General features: G+C 33.7%; 18 protein-coding genes. 4 read left to right on the forward strand and 14 right to left on the reverse strand.

What is annotated here, in order from left to right; all coding sequences use genetic code 11:
- Positions 1 to 8: 8 nt before the first annotated feature.
- From OZJ21_RS09420 to yidA, 4 genes are all read right to left on the reverse strand, one after another.
- Positions 9 to 1,346: a YycH family regulatory protein gene (locus OZJ21_RS09420; protein ID WP_268857739.1), complete on the reverse strand. Its 1,338-nt coding sequence runs from the start codon at positions 1,344 to 1,346 to the stop codon at positions 9 to 11.
- Positions 1,336 to 3,201 carry a cell wall metabolism sensor histidine kinase WalK gene (gene walK / locus OZJ21_RS09425; RefSeq protein WP_099459677.1) on the reverse strand — a complete coding sequence of 622 codons (1,866 nt, stop codon included), beginning with the start codon at positions 3,199 to 3,201 and terminating at the stop codon, positions 1,336 to 1,338. Before walK ends, OZJ21_RS09420 begins: the two co-directional genes overlap by 11 nt.
- Positions 3,202 to 3,229: 28 nt before the next feature.
- A complete protein-coding gene (gene yycF / locus OZJ21_RS09430) occupies positions 3,230 to 3,940 on the reverse strand; it encodes a response regulator YycF (RefSeq protein ID WP_003701473.1) in 711 nt (236 codons plus the stop codon).
- Positions 3,941 to 4,112: 172 nt separating this feature from the next.
- The gene (gene yidA / locus OZJ21_RS09435; protein WP_318636090.1) at positions 4,113 to 4,928 is read right to left on the reverse strand and encodes a sugar-phosphatase; all 816 of its coding nucleotides are present in this window, start codon (positions 4,926 to 4,928) and stop codon (positions 4,113 to 4,115) included.
- Between the two features lie 183 nt (positions 4,929 to 5,111).
- Here yidA and OZJ21_RS09440 point away from each other — a divergent pair, with 183 nt between their 5' ends.
- Together OZJ21_RS09440 and OZJ21_RS09445 are read left to right on the forward strand one after the other, a co-directional pair.
- Positions 5,112 to 6,215 carry an alpha-hydroxy-acid oxidizing protein gene (locus tag OZJ21_RS09440; protein ID WP_003705689.1) on the forward strand — a complete coding sequence of 368 codons (1,104 nt, stop codon included), beginning with the start codon at positions 5,112 to 5,114 and terminating at the stop codon, positions 6,213 to 6,215.
- A gap of 68 nt (positions 6,216 to 6,283) precedes the next feature.
- The gene (locus OZJ21_RS09445; RefSeq protein ID WP_081508917.1) at positions 6,284 to 7,480 is read left to right on the forward strand and encodes an MFS transporter; all 1,197 of its coding nucleotides are present in this window, start codon (positions 6,284 to 6,286) and stop codon (positions 7,478 to 7,480) included.
- A 98-nt stretch (positions 7,481 to 7,578) separates the two neighbouring features.
- On the opposite strand, the gene OZJ21_RS09450 is transcribed toward OZJ21_RS09445, so the two are convergent.
- Genes OZJ21_RS09450 through OZJ21_RS09460 form a run of 3 tightly spaced genes read right to left on the reverse strand, consistent with a single transcriptional unit; the run spans position 7,579 to position 11,547 of the window.
- Complete coding sequence (locus tag OZJ21_RS09450) at positions 7,579 to 9,360, reverse strand: ABC transporter ATP-binding protein (protein WP_268857740.1); 1,782 nt, start codon at positions 9,358 to 9,360, stop codon at positions 7,579 to 7,581.
- The gene (locus OZJ21_RS09455) at positions 9,353 to 11,086 is read right to left on the reverse strand and encodes an ABC transporter ATP-binding protein (RefSeq protein WP_268857741.1); all 1,734 of its coding nucleotides are present in this window, start codon (positions 11,084 to 11,086) and stop codon (positions 9,353 to 9,355) included. The genes OZJ21_RS09450 and OZJ21_RS09455 overlap by 8 nt, the downstream gene beginning before the upstream one ends.
- Positions 11,087 to 11,097: 11 nt before the next feature.
- Complete coding sequence (locus OZJ21_RS09460) at positions 11,098 to 11,547, reverse strand: MarR family winged helix-turn-helix transcriptional regulator (RefSeq protein WP_003705682.1); 450 nt, start codon at positions 11,545 to 11,547, stop codon at positions 11,098 to 11,100.
- 196 nt (positions 11,548 to 11,743) lie between these two features.
- Here OZJ21_RS09460 and OZJ21_RS09465 point away from each other — a divergent pair, with 196 nt between their 5' ends.
- Entirely contained in the window at positions 11,744 to 13,135 is a 1,392-nt protein-coding gene (locus tag OZJ21_RS09465; RefSeq protein ID WP_087251034.1) for a L,D-transpeptidase family protein, read from the forward strand.
- Between the two features lie 211 nt (positions 13,136 to 13,346).
- Here the strand turns inward: OZJ21_RS09465 and OZJ21_RS09790 are convergent, their stop codons facing one another.
- The 7 genes from OZJ21_RS09790 to OZJ21_RS09500 form a co-directional block, all read right to left on the reverse strand.
- Positions 13,347 to 13,544, reverse strand: coding sequence for a hypothetical protein (locus OZJ21_RS09790; RefSeq protein ID WP_328284339.1), 198 nt, complete (start codon positions 13,542 to 13,544; stop codon positions 13,347 to 13,349).
- The gene (locus tag OZJ21_RS09475) at positions 13,534 to 13,830 is read right to left on the reverse strand and encodes a type II toxin-antitoxin system RelB/DinJ family antitoxin (protein ID WP_268857742.1); all 297 of its coding nucleotides are present in this window, start codon (positions 13,828 to 13,830) and stop codon (positions 13,534 to 13,536) included. The genes OZJ21_RS09790 and OZJ21_RS09475 overlap by 11 nt, the downstream gene beginning before the upstream one ends.
- Before the next feature lie 115 nt (positions 13,831 to 13,945).
- A complete protein-coding gene (gene msrB, locus OZJ21_RS09480) occupies positions 13,946 to 14,380 on the reverse strand; it encodes a peptide-methionine (R)-S-oxide reductase MsrB (RefSeq protein ID WP_087251038.1) in 435 nt (144 codons plus the stop codon).
- Positions 14,381 to 14,482: 102 nt separating this feature from the next.
- Entirely contained in the window at positions 14,483 to 15,574 is a 1,092-nt protein-coding gene (locus tag OZJ21_RS09485) for an iron-containing alcohol dehydrogenase family protein (protein ID WP_098034307.1), read from the reverse strand.
- 122 nt (positions 15,575 to 15,696) lie between these two features.
- Positions 15,697 to 18,333 (reverse strand): SEC10/PgrA surface exclusion domain-containing protein, encoded by a 2,637-nt coding sequence (locus OZJ21_RS09490; RefSeq protein ID WP_268857743.1) that lies wholly within the window; start codon positions 18,331 to 18,333, stop codon positions 15,697 to 15,699.
- Between the two features lie 335 nt (positions 18,334 to 18,668).
- Positions 18,669 to 19,811 (reverse strand): trans-sulfuration enzyme family protein, encoded by a 1,143-nt coding sequence (locus OZJ21_RS09495; protein ID WP_268857744.1) that lies wholly within the window; start codon positions 19,809 to 19,811, stop codon positions 18,669 to 18,671.
- Between the two features lie 15 nt (positions 19,812 to 19,826).
- Positions 19,827 to 20,744 carry a PLP-dependent cysteine synthase family protein gene (locus OZJ21_RS09500; protein ID WP_268857745.1) on the reverse strand — a complete coding sequence of 306 codons (918 nt, stop codon included), beginning with the start codon at positions 20,742 to 20,744 and terminating at the stop codon, positions 19,827 to 19,829.
- 352 nt (positions 20,745 to 21,096) lie between these two features.
- Between OZJ21_RS09500 and pepF the strand changes: the two genes are divergently transcribed.
- Entirely contained in the window at positions 21,097 to 22,899 is a 1,803-nt protein-coding gene (gene pepF, locus OZJ21_RS09505) for an oligoendopeptidase F (RefSeq protein ID WP_113895972.1), read from the forward strand.
- Positions 22,900 to 22,912: the final 13 nt, after the last annotated feature.

The raw sequence follows: 22,912 nt of genomic DNA on the forward strand, positions 1-22,912 counted from the left end.
TCATTCACCTACTTTCCAAAATTTTGAAATAGTTGTTCATAATCAATCCATCTGCCATCAACTTTTATTAGGTAAGTTGGTACCAGATCCACGACTTGACTTGAACTATCATTACGTTGCCAAGAGTATGCGATTTTTATAGCTCTTACACGATTAGAACTATAACCTATGCTTGATAAGCGATTTAAAATATCGCTCGTTGATGGTAGTGTCTTTTGCTTATTAGTATTTGGCAATGGTACTTGTAAACCATACAAAGAGAACATAAACCTTTGGCCATTTGAAGTAACATTTTGTAAGCGATAAGTCCCATAATTATACTCTGAAACAATTGGAAATCCTGCAATATAGTTACGATAAATTACTTCGCCAGTCTTGCTCTCATAATTAGAATATCTAACATCATCTAATATAACTCCTAGAGAATTAAGCTTGGCTAGATTAATCTCTAAAGTCTTACTAAAGCTGACTTTTGACTTATTTTTATCATTACTATCATAATTGATATATTCGACTTCACCATGTTTATTATCAACTGTCATCCTCTGATTGGCGTCATCAGAATAAACCGTCTTACCATCTTGTTGCCTAGTTGTGATTGTCGCTGAAGTGTTAGCCCCCATCAACTTAGCCACCATATTACCAGCAGATTCTTTATTAATTAGATAGCTATATTCGTTTAATTTTACCCCTTGCGGATATGTCCAACGATAGCCATCACCTATATTTTCCAAAGCAGTCGCTACTGACTGTGTATGCTTGTCTTTAGTCAATGCCATTAAAGATTTAACATTCAGATTTTTCACACTTACTTTATAAATATTTTGCTTCTTACTATTTAGAAAATAAATTGTATTTCCTGAATTGCCAGTCGGAATAATAATCTGATCGACATTTTCTTTATTTTCAGCAATCTTTTTAGGTGCCTTATCAAACAAGATGCACACATACTTTATTGGCAATACATCTGGGTAATTCAAAATCAAACTATGACTTTGATTAACTGTGGCCAAATATTTAGGAACATTCTGCTTCGCTACGGTTTTTAATGATGTTATTTCAACTCTATTCATAATCTTTTTAGCTTGATTAGTAATATCTGAATGATAATTGAAATACTGATATTTCTTAGTAGTAGTTTCGTTATACATCAAGCTCGTTGGAGTATATACATCATCTAGCCTTTTATTTGAAGCATTCGTTACACCACTGCTTGTATCAACTGGTGTACGTCCAACGTTTTGAAAGAAGGTAGTAGGATTAAACCAGATTAACCAGGTAAAAGCAATACTGATAACAACAGTCAAAATTAAACCCAGATGTAACATCCATGTCCTAATTTTCATCCCACAAATCCTCCTCACTATATTCTTCATATGGTAAAGAAATATAGAATGTTGAACCTTTACCTTCTACACTATCTACCCAAATGCGACCATGATGAAGTTCAATTACTTCCTTAGAAATCGCTAATCCTAACCCAGTTCCTCCTTGAGCTCTTGAACGTGCCTTATCAACCCGGAAGAAACGATCAAAGACATGACCTAGATCTTTCTTTGGAATTCCTAAACCTTGGTCACTGATACTTAGAATTACATTATTATGTGTTTCCAATAAGCGACAAGTGATTACCCCACCATCTGGAGAGTACTTAATCGCATTATTCATGATATTGTCGACCACTTGAATGAATTTATCGGTATCTAACTCTACCCATAAATCACGTTTAGTAAAGTCACGTTTAATCGTGTAATTCTTAGTTTTAATATCTCGCGTATCAATCTTATCTTTCTTCAACATCATGTCGAAACGATCCAGAATATAATTTACTAGCCCATTGATATTAACTAATTCTAGATCTAATTTTACAGTTCCAGAATCCATTCTCGATAAGCTTAGCAAATCATTAATCATACGTATCATTCTGTCAGTTTCATCTTGTGTAACCTTTAAAAATTCTGGAGCAACTTTTTCATCTCTCCAAGCGCCATCATTCAACGCTTCAATGTAACTACGCATACTTGTCAAAGGTGTACGCAATTCGTGGGAAACATTAGAAACAAATTGCTTACGTTCTCTATCAATCTTTTGTTGTTCCGTAACATCGTGTAGCACGCAGACAATCCCTGAAATAAAGCCAGATTCCCTTTGAATAACTGAGAAATAAGCATTCAAGATTAAGTCTTTTTCACCTGATATATCAAGGACAACTTCATCTTGTTTTTCTAGCAAATCTCTTAACGTATATTGGTTACGAATATCCAAAATATCTAAGATTGACTTACCTAATACTTCGCCTTCAGAAATATCGAGATAATTCATCGCCATATCATTAACAATCGTTATCCCACCACGTCTATCAGTCGCAATCACACCGTCAGACATATGCGATAGCACACTGTCCAATCTTCTTCTTTCTGATTCAGAAAGCTCCTGAGTTTCTTCAACACGAATTGATAAATTATTTACAGCTTGTGCTAATTGACCTAATTCATCATTTCCATATTGATGTACGTGTCCTGAGTAATCTCCACGTGCAATCCTAGCTGTTTGCTGTTTCATTTCTTCGATTGGCTTAGTAATCGAACTTGAAACAATAATCGCTAAAACCATACCGATAACAATCGCAATTAACGAAGCAGAAGCAAAAATCACTACAACGTTATTTACCGAGTCATATACACTTGCCATATCTGCCCGCGTATAGATTGCCCCAACAACTGCGTTATTATTGCTTGATACATTCAGCAAAGGTGTGATTGAAATGTAATATTGCTTATTATCATTTCGATTATAAGTCGTCTCTGTATATGTACGACCTGTATAAAGCACGCCTTTAACTGCACTATTTGTTGTCTTTTGCCCGATTAAAGAACGACTATTTACATCACTATCTCCCCTGATAGTGCCTTTCGCATCTATTACTTGAACTTCTTGAATATTAGCGTTATTAATATCATCCAAGATGTTCTTAATTTTAGTGTTAGCCCCTTCTGTATCCGTCCTACTCAAAGCAACTATTAATGAATTTTCAACATAAGTAGACAATTCCACTCGTTGTTTGAAAGATTTTAAATTATCATTTTTTAGTTGTCTAACAAATATAGCCCCAACAATTTGAAAAGTTATTAGTAATAACAATGCAAATACAAGGGCTATTTTAAAATGGATTGAATGGAAGAAGCGAACTTTTTTATTCATATTTTCTGCCTCTATCATTCCTTACCACCTATTCAACTTCAGGATTGCGTAAATAATAACCTACACCACGACGTGTTACTAACCAAGTTGGACGACTAGGATTATCTTCAATCTTTTCTCTTAAACGACGAACTGTTACGTCCACAGTACGCACGTCACCAAAGTAGTCATATCCCCAAACTGTTTGTAACAAATGTTCACGCGTCATAACTTGACCTAAATGTTGAGCTAAGTAATGTAATAGCTCAAATTCGCGATGAGTTAATTCAATTCTTTGACCATTCTTAGATACAGTGTATGCTTCTGGATGAATTGTCAAATCACCAACAGTAATTTCAGAATTCTTGTCATCTTCAGCAGAAGACTTTGCGGCTACTGCTGATTGACGGCGTAAATTAGCCTTAACACGAGCTACTAATTCACGGTTAGAGAAAGGTTTAGTTACATAGTCATCTGCACCTAATTCCAAACCTAGAACCTTATCAATTTCAGAATCCTTGGCTGTTACCATAATGATTGGCATGTCATGTGTCTTACGAACTTCACGAGCTACTTCTAAGCCATCAATTTTTGGCAACATCAAGTCAAGTAAAATTAAGTCTGGTTCTACTTCCTTAACTTGTTGTAAAGCTTCTTCACCATCATAGGCTGTATAAACATCATAACCTTCTTTGGTTAAATTAAACTTCACTATATCTGAGATGGGTTTTTCATCATCTACTACAAGTATCTTTTTCATAGTTTAATACCTCCTGTCTACTAGTTTTAGCAGACATCTTATAAACAGAACAAATTCCTTATTCCGTACCATTCTTAATTATAACCTATAATTTGTCATCTAACAAAAAATTACCTGAATTCGGTTTTGTTAATTATAATAAAAAAGCGTCGAATTTAACGCTTTTTAATGCTTATTTCAACGCAAATTTTTCAATAACTTTCGCTACTCCATCATGATCATTGTCGACTGTTATTTCATTAGCAGCTTCCTTAACTGCTGGGACTGCATTTTCCATCGCTACTCCGATTCCCGCAAATTCAATCATCGAAATGTCGTTTTCTTCATCGCCAATTGCCATTACATTTTCAGCTGTTAAACCTAATTCTTCGCATAACTTGGCTACTGCATTTCCTTTACTTACACCTTTTGTATATGCTTCATAGTAAAAAGCTGCTGTTTTAGTGAATTCTAGTCTGTTTTCTAATTGTCCAAAATAAGTACGATCTGCGATGGCTGGATCCAAAATTTCAGGTTCATCAATAAACATTCCCTTGATCAAAGGTACATCTCTTAATTCATCAGGTGTACGGTAGGAAATACCCATTGATACAAGATTTGCTTCATATAAAGTGTAGTAACCAATATCTTTGTTACATGTATAAATTCTATCAGGACTGATCACTTGGAAATGAAGATTCATTTTACGTGCAATGGCTTCTAAATCAACGAAATCTTCATATGTAAGTCCTTGATGATAAATTACTTTTCCACTCGTACTTTGGACTACTGCACCACCAAAACTAACTACATATTGGTTATCATCATTATCCAAACCTAATTCTGCTAATAGTTTCAACGCTCCTGGTAGCGGTCTTCCTGTACAAATAACTACTTTAATTCCTTGTGCTTTCGCTTTTTCAATTGCTGCTTTTACGCCAGCAGTTAATTCTTTTTTTGAATTTACTAAAGTTCCATCAATATCAATCGCAATTAATTTAATATCCATATTAATTTCCATTCCTTTGTTACCGTTTTATATTTCTCACTATATCATAAGTTAACTTCAAATAGTTGATTTCTAATCCTTACAAAAATAAACTTGAAAAGCAAAAAAGTTGTGCACTGTATAAAAATATGTATAATAGTTATTGCAAGCGTTAGCATTTTTATTTTAAGGAGATGATTTTTTATGAGTAATTCATATATCACAGGATCATTCGAAGGACATATTGATTTTATCAACTACCAAGATTTAGTAGAAGGTGCTTCTAAGGTCATTCCTGGTCCATCATTTGGTTATATACATAGTGGTGCAGAAGATTTATATACCTATGATCAAAATGTAACCGCATTCAATCACAAATTAATTGTCCCACATGTTTTAATGGATGTTGAACAGCCGGATACTTCCTTTACATTTGATAATGATAAATTAACAGCTCCTATTATCATGGCTCCTGTTGCAGCACATGCTTTAGCACATGAAAAAGCAGAAGAAGCTTCTGCTAAGGGCGTTTCTGATTTCGGTACTATTTATACAGCAAGTTCGTTTGCCTCACGTTCTCTAGAAGATATTCGTGCTGCTGCCGGTACAACTTCTCCTTTATGGTTCCAATTCTACATGAGTAAGGATGACGGAATTAACTTAAATATTATCGATATTGCTGAGAGAAATGGAGCTAAAGCAATTATTCTTACAGCTGATGCTACTGTGGGTGGAAATCGTGAAACTGACCGCCGGACAGGTTTTACTTTCCCTGTTCCTTTACCAATCGTAAAAGAATATCAATCAGGTGTTGGTCAAACTATGGATACAGTCTACAATTCAGCTAAACAAAAACTAAGTCCTAAAGATGTTGAATTTATTGCATCACATTCTAAATTACCTGTATATGTAAAGGGTGTTCAAGCACGTGAAGACGTTAATCGTTCCTTAGATGCCGGTGCTAAAGGTATTTGGGTATCTAATCACGGTGGTCGTCAATTAGATGGTGGACCAGCCGCATTTGATTCATTACAATATGTTGCTGAAGCTGTTGACGGACGTGTTCCGATTGTTTTTGATAGTGGTGTACGCAGAGGTCAGCATATTTTCAAAGCTTTAGCTTCTGGTGCTGACTTAGTTGCTATAGGTCGTCCAGCTATTTACGGTTTATCTTTAGGTGGAAGTACTGGTACACGTGAAGTTTTTGAACATCTAAAACATGAACTAGAAATTGTTATGCAACTTGCAGGAACACAGACCATTGAAGATATTAGAAATACTACTTTACGTAATAATAATTTTATTTAACAATTAATCTTCTTATTTTGACACTGATATAATTTTTAGACCACTAAAGAATGGTAGGTGATTTTATCATGAAAGAAGTAAGTCATAAAACTGGGATTTTAATGTTCTTTACTCTTTTTGCAGCTTACGTTACTTTTGCAGCTAGTTGGGTTGGCGGATCAAACTTAGGGCCACAAATTATTCATACTTATTTTAGTGGTAACGTATCACCAGTTATAGGTCAAGTTGTCAACTATACTATTACAATTGCACGTGTTATTGCTAATTTTCTGGCAGCTCTTGTTTTAATGAAATTAGGTATTAAACGTGCTGCTCAATTTGCACTACTACTATTATCTTTTTCTTTAGTTGCTGCATGGATGCCTAATTATTGGATGTATGTTGGTGCACGTATGCTTATGGCTTTAGGTGGTTCAATGATTATGGTTTATATGAATCCAATTGTAGTGAAATTCGTATCACGTGAGCAAAAAATCTTTTATTCTTCTTTTATCACAGCTTCCTATAATATTGGAGCCTTTATTATGGCTATTGCATTTGTTTTATTTGCAAATGCTATGCGTTATAACTGGCGTATTACTTTAAGTTGCATCGCTATTTTAAGCATTATCTTCTTCACTATTTGGTTATTCAAATCTGAAGATTTTGCAACATCTAGTAATGAACAAATTGAAAATGATTATTCATATAGTACAGCTATTAAAGATTTATTTGTATGGAAGTTTTCAATTGGATTTAGTGCATTTTTATTCCTATATGTTATGACCCTAACCAGTCTTCCTCCTACACTTACTGGATTCTTTCCAGGTTTTAAGTCTGAAGCAATGATTTGTGCCGTTTCTGGTGGTGGTATGATAGGTACCCTATTAATGCTTAAAGTTAAACTTGAACGTAAGCGTAGACCAGTCTTACTAGCTTTGGGAACTATTGCGATTGCCTCAATCTCTATCGCAGTATTCTTTGCTGGAACTGCACCTATTATTTCATATCTTCTTTTATTTATTGGTGGAATTGCTTTATTTGCTCAGTATCCTATCTACTTAAACATTCCACATGAATTACCAAATATGACTCCTCAAAAATCCACTTTAATGTTTGGAATTATTTGGGCTTTAACCTATGGAATGTATACTATTTTAAATATCATCTGGAGTTTAGTTCTTGGTTCTAACGGTTTAGTAGCATCTAATGTCTTTTATATAGTTGCTTCTTGTATTTACTTAGTTGCAATTATCTTTTTACCAGAAACTTATCATAAAAAATAAATTGTCTACTCTTTTTTATAAAATATTTTTATCACAAAAAATGGCGTGTACCATCTACAAAAATTGGTATACGCCATTTCCATTTAGAAATATCAATTTCATTCAAATGCCATTTGATTTGTATATAAGTTGTAATAAAATCCCTTTTCTTTCAATAATTCTTCATGACTACCTTCTTCTAGGACATTGCCATCTTTCAACACCACAATCTTATCAGAATTAATAATAGTCTTTAATCTATGTGCAATCACAAAACTTGTCCTACCTGCAATCACTGCGTCCATCGCCTTTTGAATCTTTTCCTCAGTTACAGTATCAACATTTGAAGTTGCCTCATCCAAAATTAGGAATGGTGGGTTGGTCAATATTGTTCTTGCAATTGAAATTAACTGCTTCTGACCAGTTGAAAAGACGGAATTTTCATCGTTAATTTCAGTATTATATCCCTGTGGTAGAGTCATAATAAAGTCATGAATATTAGCTTGTTTAGCCGCTTCTTCTATTTCTTTTTGGCTAGCATTTGGTTTGCCATACTTAATATTATCTGCCACAGTTCCTGAAAAGAGAATTGAATCCTGTAAAACAATTCCTACATTATTACGAAGTGATTCCAAAGTTAGATCTCTGACATCTACATCATCAAAAGTTACTTTTCCACCTGTAACATCATAGAAACGGTTCAACAAGTTCATTACGGTGGTTTTCCCAGAACCAGTTGGACCAACTAATGCTACTGACTCACCTTTATTCACAGAAATATTAATTCCATGCAAAATTTCCTTGTTTTCATTGTATCCAAAGTGAACATCTTCTAACTTAACTCCTTTTTCAAGTGATTTAAGTTTTTGTCCTGTTAAAACTTGATTTTCTTCATCTTGTTCTTCAATTGTTGCTAGACGTCTACCACCTGTCAGTGCTAATTGGATCATGGAATAAATAGAAGTTAACTGAGTTAAAGGTTGGAAATAAGTCTGTGAATACTGTACGAAAGTCACAATTAACCCTAAACCAACTGCTCTACTATAAGTTCCGTCAACCACCCATAATGAACCCATCGCAATCACAATAGATAGGTTCAATACTGATAGACCTTGCATCATTGGGAAAAGAATTCCAGAATAAAATTGTCCTTTAAACATCGCATCGCGAACTTTTTTATTGTGAACTTTAAATCCTTCAACTGATTCTTCTTGCAACCCATTTGTGATAATTACTTTCTGACCATTAATTTGTTCATTAATGTAGCCATTTAGATTACTAATTTCATCTTGCTGAGCATCTAAATACTTGCGTGCCTTTCTCATAATTATCCAACTCAAAACTACAACAAATGGAGTTGAGGCCACTGTTACTAAAGCTAATCTAACATCTATTCTGAACATCATCCATATCGTTCCAATAAACAGTGCTGTTTGCGAAATAACTTCAAATACCGCATTGTTCATCGCATTAAAGATATTATCCAAATCAGAGTTAAACAATGACAATATCTTTCCATCTTGATGCGTATCAAAATACTTAATCGTCATCTTCTGTAACTTACCAAATAAATTCTCACGCATATTATTAGTTGAATGAGCATTAAATCTTGAGGTAATAACCCATGTAAATAGCATGATAATCGCATTTAAAATAAAGAAGATCAACATTAATTTCAAAGCTTGGTAGAAATCATCCATTGATGCTGTTGCCCTAGTAGCTGGATTGAAATACTGTTCTACATATTTTGTTAATGCTGTAAGTGCCAAACCTAAGTAATGTGGGGCTTCAACTTGCGCCCACGTAAAAATGATTGTAAATAGCACTACCAGCGTAATTCCTTTCCAGTAAGGTCTTAAATACTTAATAAAGTATCTTAACGATTTTCTAGTATCACTCAATGATATCACCTGCCTTTTCTCGTGCTTTTTGAGTTGCATAAATTTCTTGGTAAATTGGTGAATTTTTTAGTAATTCTTGATGAGTTCCTTGAGCCACCAATCTACCATTATCCAAAACAATAATCTTATCTACATTCATTACTGATACAATTTTTTCAGCAATAATAAATGTTGTCGTATCCTTTAATTCTTTTTCTAAAGCTTCTTGAACTAGCTTTTCAGATTTAGCGTCCAATGCTGAAGTTGAATCATCTAAAATTAAAATCTTAGGCTTTCCAACTACACCTCTAGCTATTGAAAGACGTTGTTTCTGTCCACCTGAAAAGTTAGATGAACGTTCTTCCACTTCGTGATCAAAAGTATCTTTATACCGACTAATGAATTCTTGTGCCTGTGCAATTTGCGATGCACGTTCCAATTCATAGTTAGTTGCATCTGCTTTTCCTTGACGTAAATTGCTAGCAATTGTACCTGAAAATAAAATTGCTCTTTGTAAAACATACGATACAGTATCACGTAATGATTTTTCATTCACATCACGTAAATCATGTCCACCAATCCTAACTGTTCCTTCAGTTGGATCATATAACCGTGGAAGTAATTGTGCTAAACTAGATTTCCCAGATCCTGTAGCACCAACAATTCCTACCATTTCACCAGCTTTAACCTTGAAAGATATATTTTTTAGAGTTGGTTTATCTGCATCTGGATAAGTAAAGGAAACATTATCAAATTCAACCTCTCCACTTAACTTTTCTTCCGGTGCATCATCTTTAAAGACAACATCAGGTTGGGTCTCAAGAACTTCTTTAATACGTTTTAAAGAAACGCCCCCACGAGCGAAAATAGACATTACAAAGCTACCAATCATAATGGCATACAATAGTTGCATAATATATGTTACATAAGAACTAATTACCGCAATATCACTTGGATGATTGAGAATTGAGCCACCGATCAAGTAAATCGCAGCTGCAATAATAACATATGCAATTAATTCAAAAGATGGAATAACTGTCGAAAAAAGATATCCTATTTTCAAGTTAACATTATTTAAATTGTCAGATGTTTGATTAAATTTATCAATCTCTTGTCCTTCTTGATTGAAAGATTTAACCACACGAACACCTTGTAAATTTTCCTTTGCTTGCGTATTTATCTTATCCATCAAACTTTGAACTTTATTGAATAAATTTCCCATTTTTTTGAAAATAATTCCCGTTATTCCCATGATTAAAACAACCATCAGAACTTCCAGCCACCATAAACGAGGAACGGTTATTATCCCCAAAATAAAAGCACCAACTAAAATTAAAGGTACTCGGAAAACTTGCATAAATATAGTCATAATCATATTGGTAACTTGATTCATATCATTAATTAGACGTACCACTAAACTACCAGTTGAGAATTTCTCAATATTTCCAAAAGAAAAATTTTGAATCTTCGTATACACTTCTTCACGCAAATCACTGGTTACACCCTGTGCCACTCTAGCAGCCGAGTAGACATTAACAATCCCAGCAATAATTCCCACAAGAGCTAAAATTATTAATTGAATTCCGTAGTTTCTAACTTCTACTTGATTGTCTTGCACTATTGCAGTCAGCACATATTGCAGTAATCTCGGTTGCCAAACCGCGACAAATGCGACAATAAAAATTGAAATAATTGCACTAAGAACTTCTTTTTTATAGTTCTTAAAATGTGCCATCAAAATCTGCATCTTCTTACCTCTCATTCTTCATCTTTGTATTTTTTGAAATTTAAATTCCATTCTTCTAGTAATTCATTTAACTGTTCTATTTTCTTTTTTCCCATTTTCATAATAATTTTTTCTTCAATATCTAGTAATGGTTGAATTTTTAACTTCGCATACTTCTCACCCTCCTCTGTTAAAAAACAATATTTTACTCGGTTATCCTTTTCATCTTGTTCTAAAGTAAGATAACCTTCATCTCTTAGTTGTAAGATTCCTTTATTAATTGATTGTTTAGGAAGATTAGTTCTCTCTACAATTTGTTTTTGAGTTAATCTCGTATGTAAAAGTAATTCATATAAAATCACACTACGATAATCAGTTAACCCATGTTTTTGATTCCAATCCTTGTATTCTCTAGCTCCTTTAGCGATCAATAAATCTAATCTTGATGTTAGTGTTTGGACTTCATCTTTCGTAATACTCACCTCAAACTAAAATTAGTCCTTGTGTAGACTTTTTTAAAATAAAAGAATTATAGTCCCTATAGAGATTATTGTCAAAAAATCTGCTTTTCGCAGAATTTTAATACTTTGTACTAACATATTGTTAATTTAATGTATATAATATTAACTAGAGAGATTAGATTGTGTACTTTATGTTTTACAGATAGTTTTTTATGGGGTGATTTTTATAAATAAGGGAACTAAATGGCTAGCTGCAGGTTTAGGCGCTGTAGTCCTTATCTGTGGTGGCTCATTCTTCTATCAAAAACAACATTTCAATCGTAATATCGAAATCAATGGTGTTAAAGTTGGAGGAATGTCAGTCGCTGAAGCTACACAAAAACTCAAAACAACTAAATTAAATAACAATGTATATCTAGGGGAAAAATTACTTGTTAAGGGTAGTGACTCTACCAATTCAACTAATGCTGTTTCCCAAGAAAAGGTTCAAGAAATTTTTGACAAGCAATTCAGCCTTTTCCCATCTGGTCGCAGTTACGACTATCAGGCTAAAGGCGATAGTGATTACTCTTATCGTAAAAACGAATTGCGTGCAGCTGTTAAAAGCGAACTCGAACGTTTAAACGTTAGTCGAACAGCTCCTAAAGATGCCTATGCAGAGTTAAAGAATGGTTCTGTCCATGTTATTAACGCTAAAAAAGGTAATCAATACGATGTTAATAAAATTATGCAAGAATATGATAAGCAATTTAGCGATAATCAAATAAAACTTACTACTGCCTACACTCAACCAATTAGTGCTGATAGCAAGCAAGTTCAAGCTGATAAAGCTAAATTAGAAAAATTAGCTGATCAAAAAGTTAATTACACTGTTCAAAATAAGACTTATACTTTAGCTGCTAAAGACGTCATTAATTCCGCTAAAATTGTAGATGGAAAATATGAATATGATGCTGCTAATTTAAAGAAGAAAATTGATGATATCAACGACAGTCAAAGTACACTCGATAAGAATCTCAAATTCAAAACAACTGGTGGTTCTGAAATTACCTTAGATAAGGGTACCTATGGATGGGCTCTTAGTCCTATTAAGGCTACAAGATCTATCACCACTGCTTTTGAAAAGGGTGATTCTAACCTTAATGCCAAAAGTGATATCTATGGTGAAGGTTATACCGAAAATGGTCTAGGATATAACACTACATCCAACAGTGGTATCGGTAATTCTTACGTTGAAGTTTCTATCTCCCAGCAACATGTATGGGTCTATAAAAATGGTACTCAAGTTGCTTCTCTTAACGTTGTTACTGGTACCAATGATGGAAACTATAATACTCCTACTGGATTGTATTACATCATGTACAAACAGACTAATACTACACTTCGAGGTAAAAATGCCGACAACAGTGCTTATGCAAGTCCCGTTAGTCGTTGGGCTCCATTTACTTTAGATGGATGTGGTTTCCACGATGCTAACTGGCGTAAAAATTGGAGTAGTACTGCTTATCTAAATGATGGATCACATGGTTGTGTTAATGTTCGACCTTCGCAAATCAATCAAATTTACGATAATGTTGAGCAATATGAACCTGTTGTTATTTATAGCTAAAGTAAAAAGACATTCAGAAAAATTCTGAATGTCTTTTTTGGGTTGTATTGGAGAGATTTTTTATTGAAGTGATCCTCTTCGCATAAGAGAATCACTTCAATTCACCCTGAAATAAGTCTTTATGAGTGCCAATCCTTATCATTCTTATAGTAGGATTGGTTTTATGTGGATTATAGATAACTAACACATCTACCTTTCCATTAGATAAATGTTATTCTTGATTTCCATTATAATTGCCACCTCTATTATTCAATATGTGTGGCTTACTTATCTCATTAACTATTCTATACATCGAAAGTTCTTTAAAGCTTCCGCGTAAGTCAGGTATAAGTTCTGGATGCTCTTTTTTTAACTTTCGATAATCATTAGTAAATTGCGGTTCAAAGATTAGTTCAAAATTACTCTCCATCCAAGAACTCCATCATATCATCAACATTGCTAAATCTTGGACTATCATCTGGTATTAACCCTAATTCTTTAGCTTCCGCTAAAATCATTGCTTTTCTTGTTGTCTCATTAAGAATATCATTACTAGATGTTGAAATTTCAAAAGGTATTTTTTTCTTTAATACCAATTGCTTGACTGCCATTGTAAAATAAGCATTTATGTTCAATCCCATAATATCTAAGTCATGTGTTAATTCTTTTTTAAGTTCTTCATCTAATCTAATAGTAGTTGTAACTGTTTTTGCCATATCATCACCTCATTTGTATATTACATATAGCACAAATAATATACAAACGAAAGTAAATTACAATATTAATAGAATAGATTTCTTTATTTTTTCAGACTATTTTTACACCTCGAAACTATTCAAATAATTTCTTATACTCTCCGTATCCCTTTTCATCTAATTCAGCAACTGGAATAAATTGTAAAGCGGCTGAATTTATGCAGTATCGTAAGCCACCTCGATCTTGTGGACCATCATTAAAAACATGTCCAAGATGAGATTGTGCCTGACGACTTCTAACTTCTACGCGATGCATCCCGAATGAATTATCTTCATGATTTGTTACCATGCGATTATTAATTGGTTGAGTAAAAGCAGGCCAGCCACAGCCTGAATTATACTTGTCTTTAGAGGAAAATAGCGGTTCTCCACTAACAATATCTACATAAATTCCATCTTCAAAAAATTCATCATACTTGCCTGTAAAAGCACGTTCAGTTGCTGCATTTTGCGTAACTTGATACGCTTCTTCACCAATTCTTTGTCTCAATTCTTCTTTTGTTTCTTTCATTTCAGACACCTCACATTCTAAATTTATCATAATTCAAAATGTGTTGGACACAAAATAATTTGCTTGTATTTTCATAGACTATTTTTACACTTTGAAAAAATATTAGGCGTTTTCACTACCCATTTTATCCGCCAATTTAATTGCTTCTATGTATTTTTCCTTATCAAATGGGGTCTGTTTATATTCATTAGTTTGCATCGCAAGTTCTGTTATTTTTTCTGCATCACTAACCTTTAATCCTATTTCTTCCAATGTTACTGGCAATCCCAATTTTTTATTGAAAGCAGCTACTTTCTTTAATTCCTCTAACTCATTGAAATAAGCATGCAATACCATTACCCCAAAGGAAACAACTTGCCCATGCAATGGTTCTTTTTCCTTTTTAATCGCTGTCGTTGCGTTGTAGAAAGCATGAGCATGGCATGAATTATAGTAAAAATCGTCTTGATTTACTAAGTTCGAAGCATACCCTGTTGAAACTACAATATCCAGAGCTACTTCTTCAATAGCCTTACTTACAGTTCCATTCTCTACATCTTTAATTCCTTGTTCCCCATACTTATAGAAAGCATCTTTAGAAGAAGCCGCAATTGCTGCACCCAGCACCGCTGTATGAGGTAACTCCACACCACGTTCAACAGCTGCAGCTACTGCATGTTCTACTTCAGGTGCTTTACTAATTCCATCTCCTATCCCAGCCCAAAAATATTCTTTTGGTGCTTTAGCAATCACACTTGTATTAATGAAAACATGTGCTGGTACATCTGGATATCCATATCTATCAAACGATCCGTCTTCCTTATATAAAACAGAAATACCCGTCCCAGCTGAACAATTTGAACAGATTGTTGGGAATGTAAAAATAGTCTTATCTAAATCCTTTGCTACCATCTTTACAGTATCTAATGCTCTACCACCACCAAAACCAAAAATTATATCTGCATCTTGAACTTCGGGAGTCGCTACTAGTCTATCTATATTGGCTTGAGTTGCATCTTTCCCGTAAACAAAACTACCAGTTACAGCAAATCCATTATTTTCCAAAACACTTTTCACATCTGCTTGCGAACTTTTTAATGCTTTTTCTCCACCAATGAAAACAACTTTATGTACTTTATACTTGTCTAAAACTTCTGGAATTTCTTTAAAACAATCTGGGCCATAGCTATAGTTACTCATATAATTTGTTGTCATAGTAAAACCTCTTTCCATTGTAAGCGTTATCTATGACTAAGTTACCATCTTTCAATATCTTAGGTCAATTAAAAAGAACATCTAAATGTTCTTCTTAACACTTAAATGTTCTTTTAGTCTATTTAATTATTCTTCTTTTGCTTATTGTAACCTACTAAACCTAGCATACCTGCAATAGCAAGTGATACTAGTCCCCAAACAGATTGATTTTCTGTTTTATTACCAGTTTGAGGTAATTGGGTAGCTGGTAAGACAGAAGCCTTACTTACAGAAACATGTTGTTTCTTAAATGTATTAGTTTCTTTAATATTTGTCTTTGCTTCTTTTATTACTTTATTTGAAGTAAATTCTGATTTCTTGCCACTATCAGCCTTATTTTCTTTCTTCTCTTCAGTTTGTTTTTGAATGTTTCTATCAACTTCTTGAGAGATCTTTTGACTATTTAGAGCTTTATTATAGTTATCCAACGCTGCTTGTTGTTTAGCTACTGCCTGGTCTAACTCTGTTTTAGCTTTATCTAAAGCTTGTGCAGTTTGACTAGCCTCTACTTTAGCTAAGTTAAGTTCTTCATTGGCTTTATCTAAGACTTTTTGTGCTTCAGAAACATTTTCTCTAGCTGCAGCTACTTTACCTTGTAAGGAATTTAATTCTGCTTTAGCTGCATTTCCCTTGTTTACTAAATCATTTAACTCTGTCAATTCTTTTTGAACTGCCGCAACTTTATTGTTTAACTCAGTTGCTGCCTTTTGAGCAGCCTCAACATTAGCTTGAGCAACTACTAATTCTTTATTAGCCTTGTCAGCATCTACTTGTTTTGCTTGTAAGTTCTTCAATGCTTCATCTTTCGCTTTATTTGCTGCTTGTAATTCTTGTTTAAGAGTTGTTCCATTTTGTTCTGCATTAGCAAGCTTGTTATTAATGTCTTTTAGTTCTTGTTTAGCTTGGGCTAAATTAAATTGTAATTTTTTCACATCAGAAGTTGCTCCGTTACTTACTTTAGCTAATTCTGCTTTAGCTGTATTTAAAGTTGCCACTGCCTTATCATTTTCAGTCTTTGCGGCATTGTATGCTTTTTGTTTCTTAGCTAATTCTGCTTTAGCTGCAGTCGTATCGACAGTAGCTTTACTTAAATCAATATCTTGAGCAGGATTTAATTTATCATTTTCATTTCCCGAGTAGTATGTATACTTGCCATCATTCCATGTAGTATAGCCTGGGAAAATAAAATGCCAATCTAAGAAATTAATATAAGCATTTCCATAACCTGGATAATTATCAACTCTACCATCAATAACTGATGGAGCTACCGCTACATACTTATAATGTTCATTTAGGAAACTTAAAGCATGTCCGTAATTACTTCTAGAGTCATCAAAGAATAGTGCCAAAATTGCAGTATATATATTTGCCTTTAAATCAGCCATTGTTGATATAGATATATAATTTGAATTATATTCTCTATAACTAACATCTTTTGCTGCTTTAACTTGCATAGCTGGAATATTAGTTCTAACTGTATCGTATACTGAAGAAGAGCCAATATTTTCAGCACGTTTATCTAGCAATTCTTTATCATGGCCATCCCCATTCATAATAGACTCACGTTTTGCTTGATAACCATCAGCTATTGTTTTAGTTATTTTCAATCCTTCTTCATTCAAGATTAAATCTTTTAATCCAAAATGTTCACGAATTTGATTAATTAAACTAATTGCATACTTATTAATTTCAACTAATTGTTCATGTGTTAGATGTTGATAATCAACTTTTTCATTAACATCTGCTTGAGAGTAGTTAAATTTTCTATTCAAATCAATTCCACTTTCAGAAATTGCTTTGAAAGTTGCATTATTATCTTCACTTGCCGCCTTTAATCCTTCTAGTGTGTATTCTTTTGGCACTTGAATGATATTTAAAACTTCAGTCTTACTATTTTCTAATGCTGCCAATGCTGCTTGAGCTTTAGCTAACTCTGATTGAGATTTATTCAAACTTGCTTTAGTTTGATTAACTAAAGTTGTCGCATCATTTACTTTTTTAGTTGCTGCTTCAATAGCTTTAGCCCTATCATCATTTCCCTTATTAGCCTTGTCTAATTCTGACTGAATTTCATTAACTTTAGTTTCTGCCTTAGTCTTTTCGCTAGTTAAATTATCAATATTATTAGCATCTAACTTAGCTTGAAGATCATTTGCCTTTTTCTCAGCTTGATTATATATACTTTGAGCTTGGCTAAGTTCTGATTGAGCCTTATTATTTTGATTTTCTTTTTGAACCTGAATTGCTTGTACATTCGATAAATTATTTGTTATTTGAGTTTGTTTTTGTTTTAATTCATTTAACTGATTTGTCTTATCAGCTATTTCTGTTTTAGTAGTTTCAGAGTTAGCTGATTCTATCACTTTTTGTGCATCTTTAACTTTATTTTCAGCTATTGTTTGTTCAGTTTTAGCTTGATCTAATGCTACTTGAGCATCTGATGCTACTTGATTTTTTTCAGCAACATCTTTATTTGCACTTTGATTTGCTTGTGTGGCAGAATCTACTTTGCTTTGTGCTTCTTTAACGTTAGTGCTTGCCAAATCCAAATCTTGTTTTGCAGTATCAGCATTTGCTTGAACTTGATCAGTTTTAGTCTGTGTTTTTGCTTGAGTTGGTGTTACACTATCTGCTTTTGCAGTATTATCAACCACTGCACTTACCCCTACTGCAGAAGCAATTGTTGTCGCAATTGCGACTTTTTTCATCATTTTTTCCATATAAAATACCTCCCATTTAAAAGAAAATACTCAAATACACACTGATTTTATCACTATTTAATATATCTAGCAATTGTATTTCAAACGACTTTTATTCAAAATTTTTGTATAAAACAAAATCTGAGAAAAAGATCGAAATTAAAAAGAGGCTGGGAAAAAAGTCCCAAGACTCAAAGACCGCTAGAAATCACGTTACTAAAAACGTTGATTCCTAGCGGTTTTTAATATAACTATTTTCTAAAATTCATCTGAAAATATAGTTTTTTCCCAGCCTCTTTAATTAATATAAGTTATTTAATTTTATAAAAAATTAGTTTTTCTCGACCATTCTATCATTATCCAATTTTATCTAATGCTTGCTTCAAATCATTAATTAAATCTTCTTCATCTTCAATCCCTACTGATAGGCGAATTAATTCATCTTTAATTCCATTTTCTAAACGAATTTCTCTAGGAATTGATCCATGTGTCATTACAGACGGAACCTCGATTAAACTTTCAATCCCACCTAAACTTTCAGCTAACGAAATTACTTTTAAACTTTCAACAAACTTCTTTGTATCTAATCCATCTTTTAATTCAAAAGAGATTATCGCTCCAAAATGATCCATTTGTTTTTTAGCTACTTCATAGCCAGGAAAATCAGGTAAACCAGGGTAAAGAATTCTTGCAACTCGAGTATCATTTTCTAAGAATTCAATTATAGCCTTAGTATTAGCATGGTGAACTCTCATTCTAGCCCCTAATGTCTTAATCCCTCTTTGAATTAACCAACTATCATCAGGTCCCAAAGTACTACCAATTGAATTTTGTAAAAATGCTAGTTTTTCTGCAATTCCTGCATCGCTAGTAACTGCTAGACCTGCTACTACATCGCTATGTCCTCCTAGATATTTGGTAGCTGAATGTACCACAATATCTGCACCTAATTCAAGTGGTCTTTGATTATATGGAGTTGCAAAAGTATTATCAACGATTGTCTTTAACTTATGTTTCTTAGCAATCTTTGTAATAGCTGCAATATCTGCAATTTGTAACAAAGGATTTGTTGGTGTTTCAAAGTAGATTGCCACTGTATTATCTTGAATTGCATTTTCAACTGCTGCCAAATCTTGCATATCAACAACTGTAAATTCTAAACCAAATCGTTTCAATACTTTATTTATCAAACGGAAAGTTCCACCATAAACGTCACTTCCTACAATAAAATGATCATGAGCTGAATACATAGAGAATGTTGCATGAATTGCAGCTGAACCTGAAGCAAAGGCAAATCCAGCTATCCCACCTTCCAAATCAGCAATCAAAGCTTCTAAGGCTGCACGTGTGGGATTCCCTGTACGACTATATTCCCATTTAGGATTACCACCTAGTTCATATTGATGAAATGTTGATGAACGGTATACAGGGATTGATACTGCTCCTGTTGCTTGATCTTCACTTTGTCCGCCATGAATTAATTTTGTTTCAAATTTCATTATAATTACCTCCGATTAATCGTATATATTTTCACTCAAGTATCTTTCACTAGAATCTGGAAAAATTGTCACAATGGTTGAATTTTCTGGTAATTTTTCTGCCATATGCATGCTTGCTGCTAATGCTGCACCAGATGAAGAGCCAATAAACAAGCCTTGATCTTGTGCCATTTGTTTAACATAATTAAAAGCTTCATCATCACTGATAGTTTGAACTTCATCAACCTTTACTTTTTTGAAAAAAGGTGGAATTTTCTCAACGCCAATTCCTTCTGTCCGATGAGGATGTTCAGGTTGATTATCCAAAATTGATCCCTCTGGTTGAACTACTACTGAAGTCAGCTCTGGATATTCTGCTTGTAATATTTCTGCCGTTCCAGCAAAGGTTCCCCCTGTTCCTGCACCTGCCACAAAAGCATCTAATTTCAAATTATTTGCTTGTAAGTCATCTATAATTTCTTGTCCCAATCCTCTAGTATAAGCATCAGGATTATCACTATTTTCAAATTGATTAGGTATATAACTATTAGCGATCTGATTAGCTAATTCGCGACTTTTTCTCAAAGCTCCCTGCATGCCTTCAGCTCTAGGAGTATTAATAATTTCAGCACCCAATGCTCTCATTAAAGTTTGTTTTTCAGCCGAGAAATGCTCCGGTACTACCAAAATCGTCTTTAAATGATACTTTTGAGTGGCCAAAGCCAAACCAATTCCAGTATTACCAGCTGTGGGCTCTATAATGGTCGTATCTTTATCGATATCGCCTCTCTTCAATGCTACTTCAATCAAAGATACTCCCAATCTATCTTTAACACTGCCACCAGGATTAAAAGACTCTAACTTAGCTAAAATCCTACTTCCTTTAGCTACTGGTATATCTAACTCTATTAAAGGAGTCTGTCCTATCAACTTATAGATACTTTTTACAATCATTGTCATCACTTCCAAATTAATTTTAGTTAATAAAAAAGACACCAACCCAAATTTACTGGATTAGTGTCAATTACGATTCTACGTATAAGTTATGGTTATAATCTAATTACTTGTTAAAACAGATTATCGGCACACCAAAACGTGAAGCGCAATTGACACGCTTCACAACAACATGTATTTAATTCAACTGAATTAAATTTACGCATTTTGGTGTTCCTCCTATCATTATGTAAGTCTATTAACTAATTGTAAGCAATTCTAGCACTTAATTTTTATTTCGTCAATGGTTTTAAATTGCTTACTTAAAAAATCTCGGCTATACTGTCATTAATTAATTATTAGAGGTGATGTTATGGCTTTACCAAAAAGAAGTGAAGTTCCAGTTAATGAAACATGGGATTTAACCGCTATTTATCCAGATAAAAAAGCTTGGAAAGCAGATATGGTAGCAGTTAGAGAATTAGTTACACAATTTCAAAATAACTATCGTTCTAAATTAACTGAGGCTAAAATTATTATTGCTGCTTTACATGATTTAGAAATTATCTATCAAAAGCTTAGTTGGATTGAACACTATGCTTTTCTACCTCAAACTACAGATATGACAAATCCTGAATACAATCAGATGCTAGTTGAAAACGATAATCTACAAGCTGCAATTACAGCTGATTTGTCATTTTTCAAAACTGAAGTTCTAACCAATCCAGTGTCTTTACTTGAACAAGTTGCAGAAATTGAACCTCAATTTGCTCCTGTTGTTCGTCATTGGAAAGTTGAAAAACCACATCAATTATCACCAGAAGTAGAGAAAACTTTAGCGACATTAAGTCCTACACTTAACTCGTCTGAGCGTATCTATACTACAGCTCGTGCTGCTGATTGGGATATGGAAGATTTTGAAGTTGATGGCAAGACTTATCCTATGTCATTTGTACTTTATGAAAATACTTATCAGTATCATCCAAATCCTGAAGTACGTCATAAGGCACACCAAATTTTCTCTGATACTTTGCGCAAACACAAAAATACGGTTGCCGCTAACTATTACACTCAAGTAAGCAAAGAAAAGAAACTTGCTGATTTACGTGGCTATGATTCTGTTTTTGATTACTTATTATCAGATCAAGAAGTTTCACGTGAAACATTCGACCGTCAAATTGATGTTATTATCGATGAACTTGGTCCTGTTATGCAAAAATACGTTAAACTTCTACAAAAAGAACGTGGCTTAGACAAGATGCTTTACTCAGATTTACAAATCGACTTAGATCCTGAATTCGCACCTAAAGCTGATTTAGAATCTGCTACTGGCTATATTAGCGAAGCTGTTTCCGTACTTGGTGAAGATTATAAAAACGCGATTTTGAAAGCTTTCCCTGAACGCTGGGTAGATTTCCCTGCCAATGCCGGTAAAGAATCTGGTGGCTTTGAAACAACTCCATACGGTCTTCATCCTTACATCTTGATGTCCTGGACTGGCGTTTTACCTGATGTCTATACTTTAATTCATGAATTAGGACACGCTGGTAACTTTATTAAGATTAACGAAAATAATTCAATCTTAACAAGTGAACCATCATTATACTTAATCGAGTCTCCTTCTACTTTTAATGAATTATTATTAACTCATTCATTGGAACAAAAGAGTGATGATCCTCGCATGAAACGTTTCGCATATACTACGATGCTAACAAATACTTACTTCCATAACTTTATCACCCACTTATTGGAAGCAGCTTTTCAACGTGAAGTTTATACTTTAGTTGAAAATGGTCAAACTTTTGATGGTGATAAACTTACTCAAATTAAAATGGATGTTCAAAAACGTTTCTGGGGCGATGCTGTAGATATTGACGAAAATGCTGGTCTAACTTGGATGCGTCAATCCCACTACTACATGGGATTATATTCTTACACTTATTCTGCTGGCTTAACAATTGCTACTCAAGCTTATCTAAAAGTTTTAGAAGAAGGTCAGCCTGCCGTTGATCGTTGGTTAGAATATATCTCTCTAGGTGATCAAAAGGCCCCAATGGATGCAGCTAAAGTTGCAGGAGTTGATGTTACTACTGCAGAACCTTTGCATAATACTATCAAGTTCTTAAACGACACAGTCGATAAAGTTATTGCACTAACCGAAGAATTAAATCAATAAAAATAAGTCTTGA

The organism is Ligilactobacillus sp. UO.C109 (genome assembly GCF_026847815.1).
Lineage (GTDB): Bacteria > Bacillota > Bacilli > Lactobacillales > Lactobacillaceae > Ligilactobacillus > Ligilactobacillus salivarius.